Source organism: Mycobacterium parascrofulaceum ATCC BAA-614 (genome assembly GCF_000164135.1).
Taxonomy (GTDB): Bacteria; Actinomycetota; Actinomycetes; order Mycobacteriales; family Mycobacteriaceae; genus Mycobacterium; species Mycobacterium parascrofulaceum.
In genome coordinates this window covers 2,016,645-2,035,268 of sequence record NZ_GG770553.1, presented here as the reverse complement: position 1 = coordinate 2,035,268, position 18,624 = coordinate 2,016,645, and the positions used below count along the sequence as shown (strand labels likewise).

Below are 18,624 nucleotides of genomic sequence, written 5' to 3'. Positions count from 1 at the left end.
AGCGCGAGCGCGATCGCCCGGCCAAGGCCGCGGCTGCCGCCGGTGACGATCGCGGCCCGGCCGGCCAGGCGCCCCGTCACCGCGTCACCCCGTGCACGACGATGGCGGTGGTCTGCTCCACCCACGCGTCGTCGAGTTCGTCCTCCGGGCGCAACAGCATGCGCAGCATGGTGGCTCCCCCGATCAGCTCGATCAACCGGTCCGGGTCGACGTCGGGATGGGCCTCGCCCCGGTCGACGGCGTCGCTGAGCCGCACCCGCACCGTCGCGAACAGGTCGGCGAACCGGGACATCACCCGGGCGTTCAGCGCGGGATCGGCCGTCATGTCGGCCACCAGGCCCGGCAGCGCGGCCCGAACGACCGGGGTGGTGAAGACGTCGCGGGTGGCCTCGATCATCATCCGGATGTCGGCGGCGATGTCCCCGGCCGGCGCCTGCAGCGCGGTCGGCGCCACCGGGAACGCCGCCTCGTGCACCAATTCGGCCTTGCTCGACCACCGGCGGTACAGCGCCGACTTCGTGGTTCCCGCGCGCTCGGCTACCGCGGCCAGGCTCAGGCTGGAATAGCCCATTTGGACAAGCAGTTCCGCGGTGGCCGATAGGATGGCCGAGTCGATCCGCGGGTCCCGCGGCCGGCCTGCGCCGGGGGCCTTCTCGAGGGCCTTGTCAAGGGCGGGCGGGTCTGCTTTCATAACGCTACCTACCGTATCGTAATTGCCGCGCCGAGGTCTCAACGAGAATAAGTCTCAAGGAATGGGAGGCACCCGTGGCCAACGAACCCGTGCTCGACAAGGTCGACCGGCTCCAGCGCTCCAGCCGCGACGTCACCACGCTGCCCGCGGTGATGTCGAAATGGCTGTCGACCGTGCTACCCGCCGGAGCCAACCCGGAGGTGACCGTCGAAAGCGGGGTCGACTCGACCGGCATGTCGTCGGAGACGATCATCCTGACGGCGCGCTGGCAGCGCGATGGCGGGCCCACCGAGCAGAAACTCGTGACCCGGGTGGCGCCCGCCGCCGAGGACGTGCAGGTCTTTCCCACCTACCGGCTCGACCACCAATTCGAGGTCATCCGCAAGGTCGGTGAGCTCACCGACGTCCCCGTCCCGCCCGTGCGCTGGCTCGAACCCACCGGCGAGGTGCTGGGCACGCCCTTCTTCGTGATGGACTACGTCGACGGTGTGGTGCCGCCCGACGTGATGCCCTACACGTTCGGCAACAACTGGTTCGCCGACGCCCCGCCGGAACGCCAGCGCGAACTGCAGGACGCCACGGTCGGGGTGCTGGCCAAGCTGCATTCAATCCCGAACGCTCCGGACACATTCGGCTTCCTATCGGAAGGACAGGCCGGCGACACCGCCCTGCGCCGGCACTTCAACTGGGTGCGGTCCTGGTACGACTTCGCGGTGCCCGACATCGGCCGCTCGCCGCTGCTGGAGCGCACCTTCGCCTGGCTGGAAGAACACTGGCCGGCCGAGCCGGCCGCGCGAGAGCCGGTGCTGCTCTGGGGCGACGCCCGGGTGGGCAACGTGTTGTACCGCGACTTCCGGCCGGTGGCGGTGCTGGACTGGGAGATGGTCACGCTCGGGCCACGCGAGCTCGACGTGGCGTGGATGATTTACGGGCACATGGTGTTTCAGGAGCTGACCGGCCTGGCGGGGCTGCCCGGCCTGCCGGAGGTGATGCGCGAGGATGACGTCCGCGCCACCTATCAGCGACTGACCGGCGCCCAAATCGGCGACCTGCGTTGGTTCTACGTGTATTCCGGCGTCATGTGGGCGTGCGTGTTCATGCGCACCGGCGCGCGCCGGGTGCACTTCGGTGAGACCGAGAAGCCCGACGATGTCGAGTCGCTGTTCTACCACGCCGGGTTGATGCGCCGTTTGATCGGAGAGGACCGGTAATGCCGCAATCACTTGGACCGCTCGACGAGTTCCCGGTACATCAGATCCCGCAGCCGATCGCGTGGCCGGGCTCCTCGGACCGCAACTTCTACGACCGCTCCTACTTCAACGCGCATGACCGCACCGGGAACATCTTCGTCATCAGCGGCATCGGCTACTACCCCAACCTCGGTGTCAAGGACGCGTTCTTCCTGGTCCGTCGCGGGGACACCCAGACCGCGGTGCACCTGTGCGACGCCATCGACTCCGATCGCCTCAACCAGCGCGTCAACGGCTACCGCATCGAGGTCATCGAGCCGCTGCACAGGTTGCGGCTCGTGCTCGACGAAACCGAAGGCATCGCAGCCGATCTCACCTGGGAGGGCCTGTTCGACGTCGTCCAGGAGCAACCGCACCTCATGCGGTCCGGCAACCGGGTGACGCTGGACGCGCAGCGGTTCGCCCAGCTCGGTGCCTGGAGCGGCCGTATCGCCGTCGACGGCGAGGAGATCGCCGTCGACCCCGCGACCTGGCTGGGCAGCCGCGACCGGTCCTGGGGCATCAGGCCGATCGGCGAGCCCGAGCCGGCGGGCCGCCCCGCCGACCCCCCGTTCGAGGGCATGTGGTGGCTGTACGTGCCGATGGCGTTCGACGACTTCGCCATCGTGCTCATCATCCAGGAGGAGCCCAACGGCTTCCGCTCGCTCAACGACTGCACCCGGATCTGGCGCGACGGCCGCGTCGAGCAGCTCGGCTGGCCGCGGGTCAAGATCCACTACCGCTCCGGCACCCGCATCCCCACCGGGGCGACCATCGACGCCACCGCGCCCGACGGCGCCCCGGTGCACTTCGACGTCGAGTCCAAGCTGCCGGTGCCCATCCACGTCGGCGGCGGTTACGGCGGCGACTCGGACTGGCTGCACGGCATGTGGAAGGGCGAGAAGTTCGTCGAACGCGTGACCTACGACATGACCGACCCGGCGATCGTCGCGCGGTCGGGCTTCGGCGTGATCGACCACGTCGGCCGTGCCGTGTGCCGCGACGGCGACCGGGAGCCGGTGGAAGGCTGGGGCCTCTACGAACACGGCGCCCTGGGCCGTCACGACCCGTCCGGGTTCGCCGACTGGCTGACCGTCGCCCCCTAGTTCCCGGGTGTCGGCATTTGCCGTACGAATCCACGGAAATGCGGTTGACTGGTGCGCGTGCCAAATCCGCCGTGGATCGTCGACGTCGTCGTGGTCGGCGCGGGCTTCGCGGGGCTCGTCGCGGCGCGCGAGCTGGCCCGCCAGGGGCATGACGTGGTGGTCTTCGAGGGCCGCGACCGCGTCGGCGGCCGGTCGTTCACCGGCAGCGTGGCGGGGTTGCCCGCCGACCTGGGCGGCACGTTCGTCGGCCCGACGCAGGACGCGGTGTTGGCGCTGGCCGCCGAGCTCGACGTCGGAACCGTGCCGACCCACCACGACGGCAAGAACGTGATCCACTGGCGCGGCTGGACGCATTCCTACCGCGGCACCATCCCCAAGCTTTCGCTCACCGGGCTGCTCGACATCGGCCGGTTGCGTTGGCAATTCGACCGGATCGCGCGCACCATCCCGGTGTCGGCGCCGTGGGACGCGCGGCGCGCGCGCGAGCTCGACGAGGTGTCGCTCGGCGGCTGGCTGCGTTCGGTGCGCGCCACCGCCTCGTCGCGCGATCTGCTGGCGATCGTGGCCCGGGTGACCTGGGGTTGCGAACCCGACGACGTGTCGATGCTGCACGCGGCCCGCTACACGCACGCCGCGGGCGGCCTGGACCGGCTGCTCGACGTCGAAAACGGCGCCCAACAGGACCGTTTCCCGGGCGGCACCCAGCAGATCGCCGAGGCCGCGGCCGCCGAGCTGGGCACCCGGGTCGTGCTGGGCGCGCCGGTGCGCCGCATCGACCGGCACGGCGCCGGCGTGACGGTCACCACCGACGTCGGCCAGGCCGAGGCCGGATTCGTCGTCGTCGCGGTGCCGCCCGCCCACCGCGCGTCGATCGAGTTCGCTCCCCCGCTGCCGGCCGAGTACCACCAACTCGCCGAGCACTGGCCGCAGGGCCGGCTCAGCAAGGCCTACGCGGCCTATTCCACGCCGTTCTGGCGCGCCAACGGCTTCTCCGGCCAGGCGCTCTCCGACACCGGGCCGGTGTTCATCACCTTCGACGTCAGCCCGCACGCCGACGGGCCGGGCATCCTGATGGGCTTCGTCGACGCGCGCGCGTTCGACTCGCTCTCCCCGGAGCGGCGACGCGACGACACGTTGCGCTGCTTTGCGCAACTGTTCGGCGACGACGCGCTCAAACCGCTCGACTATGTCGACCACCGTTGGGGCGCCGAACAATTCGCCCCCGGCGGGCCCACCGCCGCGGTCCCCCCGGGATCGTGGACCCGATTCGGGCCGTGGCTGCGCGAGCCGGTCGGCCCCATCCACTGGGCCGGCACCGAGACCGCGGACGAGTGGACCGGGTTCCTCGACGGCGCCGTGCGGTCCGGGCAGCGGGCGGCCGCCGAGATCACCGCCCTGCTATGAGCTGATCCGCACGTCCCGGGTCACCGACTCGGCGAGCGCCCGCAGGTGGCGGTTCACCTCGCGCGGGTGCTCGAGCATCGAGCAGTGCCCGCCCGGCAACTCGACCAGGCCGACGACGTTCGGCGCGGTGCCCGCGATCCTGCGGGCCTGGCTGATCGGGGTCAGGCGGTCGCGTTCGCTGCCGACGACCAGGGTCGGCACGGTCAGACCGTCCAGCTCCAGGTGGTCCGACCCCAGCGCGGCGACCAGCATCCTGGCGCACCCGGCGCGCCCCGCGGGCGATGTCTGCTCGAAGAACCGGTGGACGATCCTGGCGATGCCGGGGTCGGCGTCGCGGCCCACCGCCAGCATCCCGATCACGTATCGGCTCGGTAGGCGGGCGGCACCGGGGATCGGGAACCCGCCGAAGGCGTTGACCAGGGCGCGGGCGGCCGCGACCCGCGCCGGGGACAGGCCGTGCGGCACCGGCAACAGCTGCACCTTGCGGACCAGGTCGCCGGTCGTGGTGTTGATCAGCGCGACGGCGTCGGCGCGCCGGCGAACCATGTGCCGGTAGCGCGCCGACCACGCGGCGATCGTGATGCCGCCCATCGAGTGGCCGGCCAGCACGGCGCGCTCGTGCGGCGCCAGCGTCGCGTCCAGCACCGAATTCAGGTCGGAGGCAAGATGTTTGAGGCTGTACCCGTCACGCCGGGGCATTCCGCTGCGGCCGTGCCCGCGGTGGTCGAAGGCGATCACCCGGTAGTCGCCGGCCAGGTCCGCGATTTGATAGGCCCAGGCCCGGATGGCGCACGTGATGCCGTGCGTCAGCACGATGGGATAGCCGTCGGGCGGCCCGAACACCTCGGCGTGTAACCGGGTGCCGTCGCTCGCCCGCACGGTGACGGCCTGGCTCGGCGGCAAAACGTCGGGGTAGGGGTCGACCGTGCGAGCCTTTCGTCGAGCACTCATCGCCGCTCCCCCGTCGAACGCGGCCGCTTCGCCGCAGTTAAGGACTGTCGCAAGTTTATCCCTAAGGTCCGTTCGGATTCGGTATATCCGGCAAACGATTCCCGTGTGAGACGCTAACACCCGTGTACCCGATGTCCCGTCGGGAATTCATCGCGGCGACCGTCGGCGTGGCGGGCGGCGGGCTGCTGGCCGCGTGCGCGCCGTGGCGCCCGCCGTCCGCGCGCCCACCACCGCCGGACACCCTGCCGGACACCCGGTCGGTGCTGGTCATCGGGGCCGGGATGGCCGGGCTGTCCGCCGCCCGCAGCCTCACCGGCGCGGGCTGGCCGGTGCGGGTGATCGAGGCCCGCGACCGCATCGGCGGCCGCGTGCACACCGACCGCGCCTGGGGCGCACCGCTGGAGCTGGGCGCGTCGTGGATCCACGGCACGGCGGACAACCCGCTGACCGAGCTCGCGCGGCAGGCGCGGGCGCAGCTGGTCCCGACCGACTATTACAGCTGGGCCAGGCTCGTGATCGATCCCCGGCTGCCACGGCTGGACTACGACCCGACCCTGTGGCGCGCGTTCGTGGAGCGGGCGCGTTACCGGGCCGACGGCGGCAGCCTGGCCGCCGCGATCAGCGCCGCGGCCGGGGGCGCCGCGCTGTCCGCCTCCGACCGTGCCGAGTTGGCCTTCTACCTCACCACCGAGATCGAGGACGAGTTCGCCGCCGACGCGGATCAGCTGTCCGCCATCACATTCGACGAGGGCGACTACACCGGTGGCGATCAGGTTGTCGTCACGAACGGCTACGACGCCCTGCCGAAGCTGCTCGCCGACGGGCTTCGGATCGAGCTGAACACGCCCGTGAACGCGATAACGCAGCGCGGCGACACCGTCGTCGTGCGGGCCACCGGTCGGTCGCTTTCGGGGCCGGCGGCGATCGTCACCGTCCCGCTCGGCGTGCTGAAAGCCGGTGCGATCACCTTCGATCCGCCGCTGCCCGGGCGCCACCGCGACGCGATCGACGCCCTCGGCTACGGGGTGCTGGCCAAGAGCTTCTTCCGCTTCGACCGGCGCGGCTGGACGGTGGACAACGCCTTCTACCAATACCTGAGCGCCGACAACGGCTGGTGGGCACAATGGTTCACGCTGCCCGCGGATGCGGGCCCAATCGTGTTGGCCTTCAACGCCGGCGACCGTGGGCGCGCGGTGGAATCCGCGGCAGCGGATGAGCTGATGGCCACCGCGCGACCCATCGCGCACCGGCTCTTCGGCGACGACGCCTCGCCGGTCGACGTCAAGACATCGAACTGGAGCGCCGACCCGTACGCGCGCGGCGCCTACTCGTTTCACGCCCCCGGCTCCGGCCTGGACGACCGGCGCCGCCTGCAGGAACCGATCAGCGACCGGCTTTACCTGGCGGGCGAAGCGGCCGCCGTCGACAATCCGGCCACCGTGCACGGCGCCATGTCCAGTGGCCGGCGCGCCGCCGAGGAGTTGATGCGCCGAGTGCGCGGTTAGTGCGCGGTCAGTTAGTGCGGGATCAGTTAGTGCGGGATCAGGAGGCCAGCCCCCGAAGCCGCCGCGCCGCGTCGCGCTGCGGTTCGTGCTGGCGGGCCGGGCCCGACACCAACCGGCGGCGCGCCGTGGTGGCGCCTTCGATGTGCGCCAGGGCCGATGCGACCGAGTCTGCGATGGGCAGGCCGTGATCGGGCACCACCCGGGTGAGCCGGCGCAGCGCCGCGCCGCCGACCACGCAGCACCGCAGCCCCGCCCGCCGATGCTCCTCGTCCAGGACCAGCAGCGCCCGAAGGCCCGACCCGGCAAGGAAATCCAGGCCGCCGAGGTCGAGGACCAGCGGGGCTTTCAGCCGTGAAAAGCGGCGAATCGCCTCCGCGACGAGGTCGGTGTTGGCGGCGTCGACCTCGCCGTCGATGCGCAGGACGGTGGCCACGCTGCGGGCGTGCACGTGGATTTGCGCTCCGGCGCAATCGATTTGGTAGCGGCTGCGCGGTTCTCCGAGCAGCCCGGGTGTCGGGGAATCAGGTGTATGGAGCTCGGGTAGAGCAGTCATGTTGAGTACGCCCTTCAGGGATTGGAGTGAGCAGGGCGAGCGACGACGGTGTCCGAATGGCGCCCGTTGATAACGGCAGCTGGGGACTCAACCTGAAGCCAGCTTACCCGCAATGGCGACCGCCGGCGCCCATTAGCGACGTCGCCCGGCCCGCCCCGCGCCACCGATCGGCGCTCAACCAGGGGTATCGCGCAGAACCCGGCGCGCGAAATTCACTTTCGCTTCGCCGTTTTCCCGACGTGGCGGGTAGCCGGCGCCCGGTGGGATCCGTGGTGAACGCGATGGCCTGACCTGCGGCCGGGCGGCGTGTCCGGGTCATACCGGCCGGGTCAGGACGGCGGCGCGGTCATGTGCCGGAGGGTGGTATGGGGGCTCTGTCCATACGTCTGCCGGTAGAGCACCGCGAACCTGCCCGTGTGCGCGAAACCCCACCGCTGCGCGATTTCGGTGACGGTGGTGTTGGGCGGCGCACCGGTCACCAGCTCCTGATGGGCCCGACTGAGCCGCACGCGGCGGATGTATTCCGTTGGCGTGCTGGCAAGTTGGCGCCGAAACAGGTACTGCACGGCCCTGGGCGTCAAATGCACGGCGGCCGCGACGTCGTTGATGCTGACATCCTCGCCGGCGTGGCGGTGGATGAAAGACACGGCGTCCTTGAGGGTTTCGGGCAACGCGGGCTCGCTGGCCAGGTCCTGCTCCGTGACGTTGGACGGGTAACACTGCAGCAGCGCCCCGGCCAGCAGCGGCGCCAGCCCCGCCACGATCAGCGGCTGCTGGGCGGTGTCCGGGCCGGCCAGGGTCGACGTCACATAGTCCAGCGCCCGATGCCACGCCCGCACGGCCGCGCGCGAGCGGGGCCGCCAGTCCAGGAAGTGGACCTGCTGCGGAATCGGCCCGCGCCAATCCGCTGCGACCTTGTGCAGCACGTCCGGCGCGATGCTCACCACGTCGAACCGCGCACCGTTGCACTGCAGCACGCACGCCAGGTCGTGGGCCACCAGTATGGGGAACTCCCCCGTGGCCTGCGGGCCGCCCGCGACACCCATCGACCCCGCCCGCGGCTGGATGACGACGACCGTGTCGGAGGCCGGTATTTCGAGCGCGACCCGGCCCTGGATCGTCACGTCGTCGACCGTCAGCGAACCCGCCTCGCACCGCCGGTGCGAAACCGCGGAGCGGCTGGTCAGTCCGGTGACGCGCCAGCCGGGTTGGTAGGCCCGGGCAAAGAACTGGCGCGCGGCCTGCGCGTCGATGGTGCGGAACTGGTCGCACCGGGTGGCCGAGGCGGCCCCGTGCGTCCGCCGCACCGCATCGTCTGCCGGCGCCGGACCGGGATCGGCCTGGTTCACGCCGGGCAGTTGACCGACCGCACGGGCGACGCCGTTGCGGCGGGTGTTATCGCTGATGCTGGTCATGGCGGTCATGGCTGGCGCCCCCTGGGATGTTGGGCTGTCAACATTGCATCACCGGACGCCCGATGACTGCAAGCGCGCGGATGACCAAACTGGGGCGCTCACCTGGCGGTAGATGTTCAAGCAGTCCAGGGCGATCCGGTCCCAGGCATATCGGGACAGCGCGCGACTGCGACCCGCCGCGCCCATGCTTTGACACTGAAAGCTCTGCGCGAGCAGGCTTCTCAACGTGACGGACAGCCGGCGGGGTGACCCCGGCGAGAGCACCAGCCCGGTGACGCTGTCCACAACGGCGTCGTTGAGCACCCCGACGCCGAATGCCACCACCACCACGCCACAGGCCATCGCCTGGAGCACCGTGGTCGCGCGGGGCGGCCGCCGGGGCGTGCACGCGACCACGTCGGCGGAGCGGAGCAGCATGGGCAGTTCATCATCGGTGACCGTGCCCGCGAACCGGACCCGGTCGGCCACCCCCAGCCCGGCGGCGAGCTGTCGCAGCCGGGACCGCGCCTCGTCGTGGGCCCGGTTTGCGGGTTTGGTCTCCGCGATCACCAGCTCCGCCGCCGGAACCCGGGGCAGGGCGCGGATGACGACATCGAAACCGTTGCCGGGCAGCGGGTTCGGCGCGATGCAGAGCACGCGGTGCAGGTCGGTGCGGTCGAGCGCCGGGCCGGTGGAGGTGTACCGCTCGACGTCGACGCCACTCGTCAGAGCGGACACGCGGGCCCGACTGCGGCGCAGGCGGCTCAGTGCGTCGACGTCGCCGGCGCTCTCGCCGGTCACCCATGTCGCGCTGCGGGCCAGTAGCGGTTCGATGCGAAGCCGTTCGTTTCCCGGCGGCGCTTCCCGGGCGGCCGCGGGCCCGCACGTGGTGGCCAGTCCCAGGAAGCTCTGTACGGTCGGCAGGTCTTGGCGCCGCGCGGCCAGCTGGGCCGCCAGCCCGCCGAGCCAGCCGTACGCGTGCACGACGTCGGGCGTCTCGGCCGCCCACTCGCGCGCCAGCGCGCCCGCCCAGTCGCCGACGTACGGCAGCACGTCCGAGGCCGACTTCGCCGCGCTCGGACCGGCGGGCACCGTGACGGTGCGGTAGTCGCCGGAGTTCGTTCGCGAGTTCATTCGCGCAGGTCGGCTGCCCCTGTGCCGGACGAACCCGGTGACCTCGTGGCCGCGGTCGGCGAGCGCGGCGCACAGTTGCTGTGGGTCGTCATCGACGATGTCGTCGCCGCTGACGATCGCAATCCTCACTTCAAACCTCCTTCCGTCGCCCTTGATCGCCCTTGATCGCCCTTGATGTGGTCGCGTACCCGGGCCCGTATCGGCGAAACTGAGGCGCCGCGGCCACTTCGCCCCCGACGCCGCCATTTCGCATTCCGGATAACCGGCGAGGACCCCGCCGACAAGGAGTCGCTCGCGGGACTGTGCCGCGGCCGTAGTTTTGGAAAACTGGAGGGGTGGCGAATGGCGCGCAACGGCCGGTCGTCGAGCTGGTGGTCCTGCTGGCGTCGGCGGGGGGCCTGGATGCCCTGTCGGCGGTGCTGGGCGACCTGCCGGCCGAGCTTCCGGCCGCCATCGTCGTACAGCAGCACCTCGGCGACCACGACAGCGTGCTGCCCACGATTCTTCGCCGGCAGACCGCGCTGGGGGTCGGTTGGGCGCGCGACGGCCAGGCCCTGGCCCCTGGGCGGGCGGTGATCTGTCCGCCGGGAATGCAGCTGGAGCTGACGCCGGACGGCCGCTGCCGCCTGCGCGCGATGAACGGCCTCGGGGTGCGGCGCTTCGATGTGCTGCTGCGCTCGGTCGCGGCGTCGTACGGACCGCGGAGCGCGGCGGCGGTGTTGTCGGGGTCGGGGCAGGACGGCGCGGCGGGCACCGCGGCGATGAAGCGGGCCGGCGCCATCGTGGTCGCGGAGAGCCCGGTTACCGCGCAGTACCCGTCGATGCCGGTGGCGGCCGCACGGGCGGGCGCCGACCTGGTCTTGCCGGTTCAGGAGATCGGCCGCGTCCTGGCCGACATCGTCGCGGGCGCGCCGCTGCCCGAACCGTTGCCTGAGCCTCTACCCAAACCGCCGCCCGAACCGCGGCCGGGCGCGCGCGGCGGCCAGCCGGCAACCGGCGAAGGCGGCGGCGCGGGGACCCCGGCGAACCAGAGGCCGCCGTGCGACGACATGGTCAACACCGCGGCGTGCCGCGCCGAACTCGCCGGATTTCGCGCCGCCGAACTCAGCCGCAGGCTCAGGGACCTCTCCTCGGGGTTCGGCGCCACCGCCGAGACGGTGGCAACCGCGCGCCGCCGGGTCGCCGAATCGCGGCGGCGCGCCCAGTTGGCCCACCAGGCGGCCGAGGAGGCGGCCGCGCGGTGGGGGCGCTGAGCGGTCAGCTCACCACTTCCATCAGCAACAGCGCGCCCCCGACGGCGCCCTGCCGGGAGCGGAACGGCGTGCACGTGATGCGCACCCGGGCCGGCCGCCCGCGCCGGTTGACGGCGTCCACCTCCGTCTCGCCGGAGCTGTCGGCGTCGACGAACGCGTTGCCGATCAGCGGCCGCACGGTCTCCAGCGGCAGGCCGATGTCCAGAGCGGTCAGGCTGGCGCCGATCGCCTCGTCGGCGCGCAGCCCCCAGAGCTCCTCGCAGCCGCGGTTCCACAACGTCACCTTCATCTCGCGGTCCACCACGGCCATCCCCATGCCCACGGAATCGATCAGCGAATCCAGGAAGTTCTTCGCCTCGTCGAGCTCCAGGCTGCGTTCCCGGAGCATGTCGTTGATGGTGTGCAGCTCGTCGTTGGTGGACTGCAGTTCCTCGTTCATCGTCTCGAGTTCTTCGTTGGTGGACTGCAATTCCTCGTTGGTGGTCTCGAGTTCCTCCACCGTGGACTGCAGCTCCTCGTTGGTGGTCTCGAGTTCCTCGTTGGTGGACTGCAGCTCCTCGTAAGCCGCCTCGAGCTGGCGGTTGGTCTGCACCACCTTGTCCAGCAGGGCGCGTGTCGCGCTGACGTCGAAGAACACGATCGACACGCCGAGCAACCCGTTCTCGGCGTCGACGAGCGGATTGACGTGGATCTCGAACCACACCGTCTCGGCGCCCGGCCGCTGCCACTTGACGTCCTGGATCCGCGCCGAGCGCCGCTCCACCTTGGCCTGCTCCAGATAGGCGCGCAGCTCCACCGGGCGGTAGGACACTTCCAGGTCGCGCAGCAGCCGGCCGATGTCGCGAGCCGAGAGCCCGAACAGGTTCTCGGCCTGCTGGTTGATCATGGCGACGGTGTCCTCGCCGGTGACCACGATCTGGGCCACCGGGCTGGCGCGAAATGCCAAGTCGCGCACCGTCGTCAGGCCCGTCAGGTCCACGTTGCGTTCGTAGAACGCCCCCGCGGGGTCGTAGCGCTCCACGCCCGCGTGGCTCCCGATCGCCTTGCGGAAGATCCGGTGTTTCAGATTCAGCGGGGTGAACCGGTCGCCGTGGCTGAGCAGCATCTCGGCGTGTCCCAGGAACAGCGTGCCCTGCGGCGCCAGGGCGAAGTGCAGGCGGCCCAACACGTTTCGCTGTGTCTCGGCATTGAGGTACATCAGCGTGTTGCGGCACACCAGCAGGTCGACGCGGGAGATCGGCGCATCCTTGACCAGGTCGTTGCGGCCGAAGATCACCGCGCGGCGCAGATCCTTGTGAAAGACGTAGCGGCCGTTGACCTGTTCGAAGTAGCGCGCCAGCAGCTCGGCCGGCACACCCTCGACGGCCTTGGCGTCATACGACGCGGCGCGCGCCTCGGTCAGCGCGTCCTCGTCGATGTCGGTGGCGTAGATCTTGACCCGCTGGCGGAACGCCTCGGGCCCCAGCGCGTCGGCCAGCAGCATGGCCAGCGTGTAGGCCTCCTCCCCGGACGCGCATCCCGCGCTCCACACCCGGATCGGGTCGGCCGGACCGCGCTCGGCCAGCATCCGGGGGATGACTTCGGTGCTGACGTATTCCCACGCTTCGGCGTCACGGAAGAAAGCGGTGACGTTGATCAGGATGGTGTTGAACAGCGCGGCGAATTCGTCGGAACTCGCCTGCAGGAAATCGAGGTATTCCTCGAAGGTGCTGTAGCCCGCCTGATCCATCCGGTGGCGGACGCGGCGCATCAGCGACGTGCGCTTGTAACCGGTGAAGTCGAAACCGCGGGAGTCCCGCATGTAGCGCAGCAGAGCCTCGAAGGCCTCGTCAGTCGTCCCGTCCATTCATGTCCCGTCCAGATCCAGCAGGGCCGAAGGACTTGAACACTACTCGCGACGTCAGAATCGGTTTTCCCGACCGACCAATGCCCAGACCGTCTTGCCCGACGAGGTCGGCGTGGCGCCCCAGGCTCGGCACAGCGCGGAGACGATGGCGAGCCCGGACACGATTTCGGCGCCGCGCGCGGCGTCCTCGTGCCGGCCCGGCAACCGGTTGCTGCAATCCTCCACCGCGACGGTGACGTCGTCCCGGTAGCTTTCGACGATCAGCGCCGGCGCGCTCTCGGTGTGGTCGAGGACGTTTTCGACGAAGACGGTGGCCACCGTGGCCGCGATGGGAATCACGTCGCGGTTGTCCCATTCGGTGAGCCAGTCGGTGATCGCGGCGCGGGCCAGGGTGACGGTGCCCGGCGAGCGCGGGAGTTCGGTGCGCGCCCGCCGCCGGGCCTCGATCGACCGGTTGCCGACGGCGTCCAGCGCCGCCTCGCGGCTGGGGTGCACGGGGACGTAGCGGGCGACGCCGGCGGCGATGATCGCGCGCCGCACCCGAGGCGCCGAGCACACCAGCAGGATCGGGACGTCCGGCCAGACGCTGACGTGCCAGCGGGCGCTCGTGAAGACCGTCCAGGCAGTGCCCGTCGGCACGGTGAGCCGGTCGACGTCGACGATCACCGCCGGCGGCTCGTCGAGGGCGGCCTTGATCATGGTGTCGCGCAGGCCCCGGTACGTGGAGCTGTCCAGCAGCCCGTCGACCACCAGGATCGGCACGTCCCGCTGTGCGTGGGTGTCGACGCGGATGGCGGGCAGCGGCTCAGCCATCGGGACCACCACGGCCCGGCCCGCCGTTGGACAAGCGGTCGCTGAGCACCCTCAGCGCCCGCTCGGTCTCTTCGGCGAGGCCGGTGTAACGCCGTTTGAGCACGCCCTGGCCCACCTTCTCCGCCAGCTGCCGCGCCAACCGGGCCTTCTCCTGCAGGCTCCGCAGCGCCACCCACAGCGCGCCCTCGACCTCGTCGTCCCGCGCGGCGAGCAACGCGTCGGCCGTCCAGGCGTGACCCACCTGGCAGCGGAAGTTGCCCTCGCTGATGGACACCAACGAGCCATTGCAGTCCGGGCAGGTGTATCCCGAGGGAGCGCCCAGCTGCTGGGTGTCGAAATCGGTCGCGAATCGCGACATCATCGCGATCCGGTTCTCGAGTTCCATGGCGGCGTCGCGCTCCATCCTGGGGTCCTTATTCTCCTGATGCGACAGCTCTTTGAGAAGCGCCCCGATATCGGCGGCCGCGGCCTCCCGGTCGAGCACGCCGGCGTCGCGCGCGTTGTTCGGCAGCGTCGGGAACAGCGCGTCCTCGGCCGACTGGCCGATGGTGGTGCCGCCGCGCGAGCGGATCGCGCCCAGGCCCAGCACGCCGTCGTCGAGCACGCCCGAGAGCAGGACGCCGATCGCGCGGGGGCCGAACGTCAGCGCCACGGAGCGGAACAGGGCGTTGATCGCGGGCCGGTGCCCGTTTTCGGTCGGCCCCTGCGAGAGCACCACCCGGTGGTCGTCGACCATCAGGTGGCGGTCCGGCCGGGCGACGTAGATCCGCGCCGGTTCGAGCGCCACGCCGTCTTCGGCTGGGACGGCCGGCAGCGGGCCGCTGCGGTCGACGATGCGGTCCAACACGCTCGGCGTGCCGGCGGGAATGTGCAGGGTGACCAGGTAGGCGTAGGGGACGTCGGCTGACAACCCCGCTGCCAGCCTGGACAGGGCGTCGACCCCGCCGGCGGAGGCGCCGATCGCCACCACGCCACGCAGGTCGCCGCTTTCGCTGTTCGCTGTAATCACCACCCCACCGACTACCCGCATCAATGCTAGGTAACCCACCCGGCGATGGATAGCGCGCAGACGAAGACTTGGTTTTCACCACCGCCCGTGCGGGCACCCTGACCAGGACGCGAGGGATGTCTCATCGCGAAGGGAAGGATGAACCATGCCGAATTCGTCGATCAAGAACGAGAAGTTGTACAAGGACCTGCGCAAGCAGGGCGACTCCAAGGAGAAGGCGGCCCGGATCTCCAACGCGGCCGCCGCGCGGGGCAAGTCCTCGGTCGGGCGCAAGGGCGGCAAGTCCGGCTCCTACCAGGACTGGACGGTTCCCCAGCTGAAGAAGCGCGCGAAAGAGCTTGGCATGTCCGGCTATTCGAGCCTGACGAAGGACAAGCTGGTCGCCAAGCTGCGCAATCACTGACGCAATCACTGACCGGTGAGGCCGAGCCTATCGACCAGCACCAGGAACGCGACCGCGTAGTCGTTGTCGGCGGTCAACGCCCGGACACGCTCCCAGTCCAGCCGTTCGCGGACGGCGCGCACGGCCGGCAGCAGTTTGGCGAAGTCGCAGTGGTGCTCACCGAGGGAACGCAGTTGCTGGATGAGCACCATCGTCGGGGGCAGCACGGGCATTCGCACCGCGAGCACGTCGTGCTGCTCGGCGCAGTCCAGGGTCGACGACTCCACCCGCACGCCGTTGAGGCGGTGCAGCACGTCGACCACCGTATCGCCGGTGCGCGCCTTGAACAGCCAATCCTCCGGGGGCCTTTCGACGGCGAAACCGGCGTCGGTGAGGGTGGCCACGGCGTCGTCCACGTCGGATTCGGCCACCACCAGGTCGACGTCGTGGGTGGGCTCGGGGGCGCCGTAGGCCCACAACGCGTAGCTGCCGGCCAGCGCGAAGCGCGGCCCGTTCTCCTTGAGCGCCGACGCCGCGCCGCGCAGTGCGTGCCGCAGCTGCGCGGTGGACGGGGGCGCGTCGGCGTGGGTCTCGATCGGTGCCATGGTGCCTTGGTCATACCCCGCCGGGGGCCGGTGCAACCTGCGCGGATGCGCCGGCCGGGTTGGTAAGCCCGTTTAACTTGCGGCCAATCGGGCAAACCTTTTGGGGTGTCAACCGCCTGGCCACGCGCCTACGATGCCGCCGCAGTCGTGATACCCGCCCACAACGAGCGGGCGAAGTTACCGGACTGTCTGCGCGCGGTCCTCACCGCCGCCCTCTGCGCACCCGTTCCGGTCACCGTCGTGGTCGTGCTCGACGACTGCGACGACGGCAGCGACGAACTGGCCGGCGAGTACGGGCCCGACGTGCATTTCATCAGCGTCGACGCGCACAACGTCGGCGCCGCGCGCGCGGTCGGATTCGGCTACGCGCGGTCGCTTTTCGGGGAAGACAGGTGCTGGTATGCCACCACCGACGCCGACAGCCGCGTCGACCCCGACTGGCTGGTGCATCAGCTGAAGGTCGGCGCGGACATGGTGCTGGGCGTCGTGCGGGTGACCGACTGGCGCCTGCACGGCGCCGACGTCGTCGACCGCTACCTGCTGAGCTACCACGCCGACCCGATCACCGGCGACTCCGAGCACGAACACGTGCACGGGGCCAACATGGGCTTCAGCGCCCGCGCCTACTGGCGCGTCGGCGGCTTTCGCACGCTGGCTTCCGGCGAGGATGTCGACCTGGCCGAGCGATTCGAGGCCGCCGGTTACCGCATCCACCGGGACACCGAACTCTCCGTCATCACGTCGGCGCGAACCCGGGCTCGGGCGCCACACGGGTTCGCTCACCACCTCAGGCGACTGGGGAGATCGGCGGCGGGTGATTGCGCGTGACGGCCGGGTTGGTCAGGCACTGGCTGGAGTCGGGACGACTCGAGCTGCCGCTCCCCGCCTCCGGGCGCACCGCCGAGCGCTGGCAACGCCTCGCCTCGCTGGCCGAGGAGAACATCGTGGCGGCCCGGGTCGCCGAAGCCCACGTCGACGCCGTCGCGATACTTCACGAATTGGGCGGTAAGCCACCGGAATCCGGGCAGCTCTGGGGCGTCTGGGCGGCCGAGGCGCCGGATGCGGTGCTGACGGCGACCGACGTGGGCGGCGCGTTCACCCTGACGGGCACGAAGGTGTGGTGCTCGGGCGCCGGGTTCTGCACCCACGCCCTGGTGACCGCCCGGCTCGAAGACGGAACGCGGGGGCTGTTCGCCGTGCAGGTGACCGACGCCAGCGTCAAGCCGTTGCCCAGCACCTGGTGGAACGCCGGCATGGCGGGCAGCGACACGCGGCCGGTGCAATTCACCAACACCCACGCCGTCGCCGTGGGCGATCCCGGCGACTACTTGAACAGGCCCGGGTTCTGGCACGGCGCCATCGGGGTGGCCGCGTGCTGGATTGGCGGCGCGCGCCGCGTCGCCGATCCGCTATACCGTTGCGCAAGAAGCGAATCCGCTGACGCGTATTCGCTGGCACACCTCGGCGCCGTGGACGCCGCGCTGGCCGCGGGCGACGCGATCCTGGCCGCGGCGGCCGCGCAGGTCGACGCCGACCCGTTCGACCGCACCGGCACGGCGCAGCTGCTGGCCCGCCGCGTCCGCACCGTCGTGGAACACGCGGTCGACGAAGCCATCACCCGCACCGGCCGCGCGCTGGGGCCGGGCCCCCTCTGCCAGGATGGACGGCACGCCCAGCGCGTCGCCGACCTGAGCATCTACATCCGGCAGAGCCACGCCGAGCGCGACCTCGCCGAGCTCGGCCAGCTCGCGGGCCGCCAGCACTGAGGACGCCGTGAGAACCGCGCCGACCAGCAACAGCGCCCGGTTCGCGGCCAAGCCGCTGACCTATGGCGGCACTCCGGCGCCGTTGTGGCTGGCCGCTTTCGAGCGCAGCCCCCTGCCGGCGCTGGACCTGGCGCAGTGTCGGCGCCTGATCGTGGTGGCGCCCCACCCCGACGACGAAACCCTCGGCCTGGGTGCGACGATCGCACAACTGATCGCGTCCGGCGTCGAGGTGCGCGTGGTGTCGGTCAGCGACGGGGGCGCCGCCCAGCCGGGGGCGACGCTGTCCGGCCGGCTTCGGCTGTCGACCACGCGCCGCTACGAACTACGCAGGGCAACAGGTGTTTTGGGTGCCGCTCCCCCGGTGCGGCTCGGTATGCCCGACGGCGAGCTGGGCGACCACGAGGATCGGCTCACCGGGGCCCTGACAGAAATTCTGCGGACCGCCGGCCCCGGCACCTGGTGCGCGGCCACCTGGCGCGGCGACGGCCATCCCGACCACGAAGCCGTCGGGCGCGCGGCGGCGGCGGCATGCCAGCGCACCGGCGTCGCGCTGCTGGAATACCCCGTCTGGATGTGGCACTGGGCTTCCCCGGCCGACGCCGCGGTGCCGTGGGAAAGGGCCCACTCGGTGCCCGCCCCGGGATGGGCCGTGAACCGCAAACGCCAAGCCGCGCAATGCTACCGGAGCCAATTACGGCCCGGCCGCGGCGAAACCCCGCCCGTCTTGCCGCCGTTCGTCGTGCAGCGGCTGCTCGCCGTGGGCGAGGTGGTGTTCCGGTGACCACGCGGTTGCCCGACGCCTACTTCGACCGGATGTACGCCGGCACCGACGACCCCTGGGCACTCTCGTCGCGGTGGTACGAGCAGCGCAAGTACGCCATCACCCTCGCGCTGCTGCCCGCCCGCCGGTACCGGCACGCCTTCGAACCGGGCTGCTCGATCGGCACGCTGACCGCGCGATTGGCGCGGCGCTGCGACCAGGT

General features: G+C 71.0%; 19 protein-coding genes. 10 read left to right on the top strand and 9 right to left on the bottom strand.

Going from position 1 to position 18,624, the window contains the following annotated elements; genetic code table 11:
- Positions 1-76: 76 nt before the first annotated feature.
- Positions 77-691 (bottom strand): TetR/AcrR family transcriptional regulator, encoded by a 615-nt coding sequence (locus tag HMPREF0591_RS09545; protein ID WP_007168291.1) that lies wholly within the window; start codon positions 689-691, stop codon positions 77-79.
- 74 nt (positions 692-765) lie between these two features.
- Between HMPREF0591_RS09545 and HMPREF0591_RS09540 the strand changes: the two genes are divergently transcribed.
- The 3 genes from HMPREF0591_RS09540 to HMPREF0591_RS09530 are packed head-to-tail and all read left to right on the top strand — an operon-like array spanning position 766 to position 4,430.
- Positions 766-1,902: a phosphotransferase family protein gene (locus HMPREF0591_RS09540; protein ID WP_007168290.1), complete on the top strand. Its 1,137-nt coding sequence runs from the start codon at positions 766-768 to the stop codon at positions 1,900-1,902.
- Complete coding sequence (locus HMPREF0591_RS09535; protein ID WP_007168289.1) at positions 1,902-3,026, top strand: Rv3169 family protein; 1,125 nt, start codon at positions 1,902-1,904, stop codon at positions 3,024-3,026. The genes HMPREF0591_RS09540 and HMPREF0591_RS09535 overlap by 1 nt, the downstream gene beginning before the upstream one ends.
- A 57-nt stretch (positions 3,027-3,083) precedes the next feature.
- Positions 3,084-4,430 carry a flavin monoamine oxidase family protein gene (locus HMPREF0591_RS09530; RefSeq protein WP_040622188.1) on the top strand — a complete coding sequence of 449 codons (1,347 nt, stop codon included), beginning with the start codon at positions 3,084-3,086 and terminating at the stop codon, positions 4,428-4,430.
- On the opposite strand, the gene HMPREF0591_RS09525 is transcribed toward HMPREF0591_RS09530, so the two are convergent.
- Positions 4,425-5,381, bottom strand: a complete 957-nt coding sequence (locus HMPREF0591_RS09525; RefSeq protein ID WP_007168287.1) for an alpha/beta fold hydrolase — start codon at positions 5,379-5,381, stop codon at positions 4,425-4,427. The two genes, HMPREF0591_RS09530 and HMPREF0591_RS09525, sit on opposite strands and share 6 nt — an antisense overlap.
- 122 nt (positions 5,382-5,503) lie before the next feature.
- Here HMPREF0591_RS09525 and HMPREF0591_RS09520 point away from each other — a divergent pair, with 122 nt between their 5' ends.
- The gene (locus HMPREF0591_RS09520; protein WP_007168286.1) at positions 5,504-6,886 is read left to right on the top strand and encodes a flavin monoamine oxidase family protein; all 1,383 of its coding nucleotides are present in this window, start codon (positions 5,504-5,506) and stop codon (positions 6,884-6,886) included.
- Between the two features lie 37 nt (positions 6,887-6,923).
- Here the strand turns inward: HMPREF0591_RS09520 and HMPREF0591_RS09515 are convergent, their stop codons facing one another.
- The 3 genes from HMPREF0591_RS09515 to HMPREF0591_RS09505 form a co-directional block, all read right to left on the bottom strand.
- Positions 6,924-7,439, bottom strand: a complete 516-nt coding sequence (locus HMPREF0591_RS09515; RefSeq protein WP_083212473.1) for an STAS domain-containing protein — start codon at positions 7,437-7,439, stop codon at positions 6,924-6,926.
- 329 nt (positions 7,440-7,768) lie between these two features.
- Positions 7,769-8,863, bottom strand: coding sequence for an AraC family transcriptional regulator (locus HMPREF0591_RS09510; RefSeq protein ID WP_007168284.1), 1,095 nt, complete (start codon positions 8,861-8,863; stop codon positions 7,769-7,771).
- A gap of 39 nt (positions 8,864-8,902) precedes the next feature.
- Positions 8,903-10,096: a glycosyltransferase gene (locus tag HMPREF0591_RS09505; RefSeq protein ID WP_007168283.1), complete on the bottom strand. Its 1,194-nt coding sequence runs from the start codon at positions 10,094-10,096 to the stop codon at positions 8,903-8,905.
- Between the two features lie 206 nt (positions 10,097-10,302).
- Between HMPREF0591_RS09505 and HMPREF0591_RS09500 the strand changes: the two genes are divergently transcribed.
- Positions 10,303-11,220: a chemotaxis protein CheB gene (locus tag HMPREF0591_RS09500; protein ID WP_007168282.1), complete on the top strand. Its 918-nt coding sequence runs from the start codon at positions 10,303-10,305 to the stop codon at positions 11,218-11,220.
- A gap of 4 nt (positions 11,221-11,224) precedes the next feature.
- On the opposite strand, the gene HMPREF0591_RS09495 is transcribed toward HMPREF0591_RS09500, so the two are convergent.
- From HMPREF0591_RS09495 to HMPREF0591_RS09485, 3 genes are read right to left on the bottom strand one after another with little or no spacing between them, the layout of a single operon-like run.
- Positions 11,225-13,066 (bottom strand): CheR family methyltransferase, encoded by a 1,842-nt coding sequence (locus HMPREF0591_RS09495; protein ID WP_007168281.1) that lies wholly within the window; start codon positions 13,064-13,066, stop codon positions 11,225-11,227.
- Positions 13,067-13,120: 54 nt separating this feature from the next.
- The gene (locus HMPREF0591_RS09490) at positions 13,121-13,879 is read right to left on the bottom strand and encodes an STAS domain-containing protein (RefSeq protein ID WP_007168280.1); all 759 of its coding nucleotides are present in this window, start codon (positions 13,877-13,879) and stop codon (positions 13,121-13,123) included.
- Entirely contained in the window at positions 13,872-14,909 is a 1,038-nt protein-coding gene (locus HMPREF0591_RS09485) for a chemotaxis protein CheB (protein ID WP_007168279.1), read from the bottom strand. The genes HMPREF0591_RS09490 and HMPREF0591_RS09485 overlap by 8 nt, the downstream gene beginning before the upstream one ends.
- Positions 14,910-15,033: 124 nt before the next feature.
- On the opposite strand from HMPREF0591_RS09485, the gene HMPREF0591_RS09480 reads away from it, so the two are divergent.
- The gene (locus tag HMPREF0591_RS09480; protein ID WP_007168278.1) at positions 15,034-15,291 is read left to right on the top strand and encodes a DUF7218 family protein; all 258 of its coding nucleotides are present in this window, start codon (positions 15,034-15,036) and stop codon (positions 15,289-15,291) included.
- A gap of 5 nt (positions 15,292-15,296) precedes the next feature.
- On the opposite strand, the gene HMPREF0591_RS09475 is transcribed toward HMPREF0591_RS09480, so the two are convergent.
- On the bottom strand, positions 15,297-15,875 hold the full coding sequence (locus HMPREF0591_RS09475; protein ID WP_007168277.1) for a nucleotidyltransferase family protein: 579 nt from the start codon (positions 15,873-15,875) through the stop codon (positions 15,297-15,299).
- A gap of 105 nt (positions 15,876-15,980) precedes the next feature.
- Here HMPREF0591_RS09475 and HMPREF0591_RS09470 point away from each other — a divergent pair, with 105 nt between their 5' ends.
- From HMPREF0591_RS09470 to HMPREF0591_RS33765, 4 genes are all read left to right on the top strand, one after another.
- The gene (locus HMPREF0591_RS09470) at positions 15,981-16,703 is read left to right on the top strand and encodes a glycosyltransferase family 2 protein (protein WP_050789989.1); all 723 of its coding nucleotides are present in this window, start codon (positions 15,981-15,983) and stop codon (positions 16,701-16,703) included.
- The gene (locus tag HMPREF0591_RS09465) at positions 16,700-17,641 is read left to right on the top strand and encodes an acyl-CoA dehydrogenase family protein (RefSeq protein WP_040621498.1); all 942 of its coding nucleotides are present in this window, start codon (positions 16,700-16,702) and stop codon (positions 17,639-17,641) included. The genes HMPREF0591_RS09470 and HMPREF0591_RS09465 overlap by 4 nt, the downstream gene beginning before the upstream one ends.
- A 7-nt stretch (positions 17,642-17,648) precedes the next feature.
- Complete coding sequence (locus HMPREF0591_RS09460; RefSeq protein WP_007168274.1) at positions 17,649-18,422, top strand: PIG-L deacetylase family protein; 774 nt, start codon at positions 17,649-17,651, stop codon at positions 18,420-18,422.
- A 32-nt stretch (positions 18,423-18,454) separates the two neighbouring features.
- A partial coding sequence (locus tag HMPREF0591_RS33765; RefSeq protein WP_244268864.1) for a nodulation S family protein occupies positions 18,455-18,624 on the top strand: 170 nt, incomplete at its 3' end.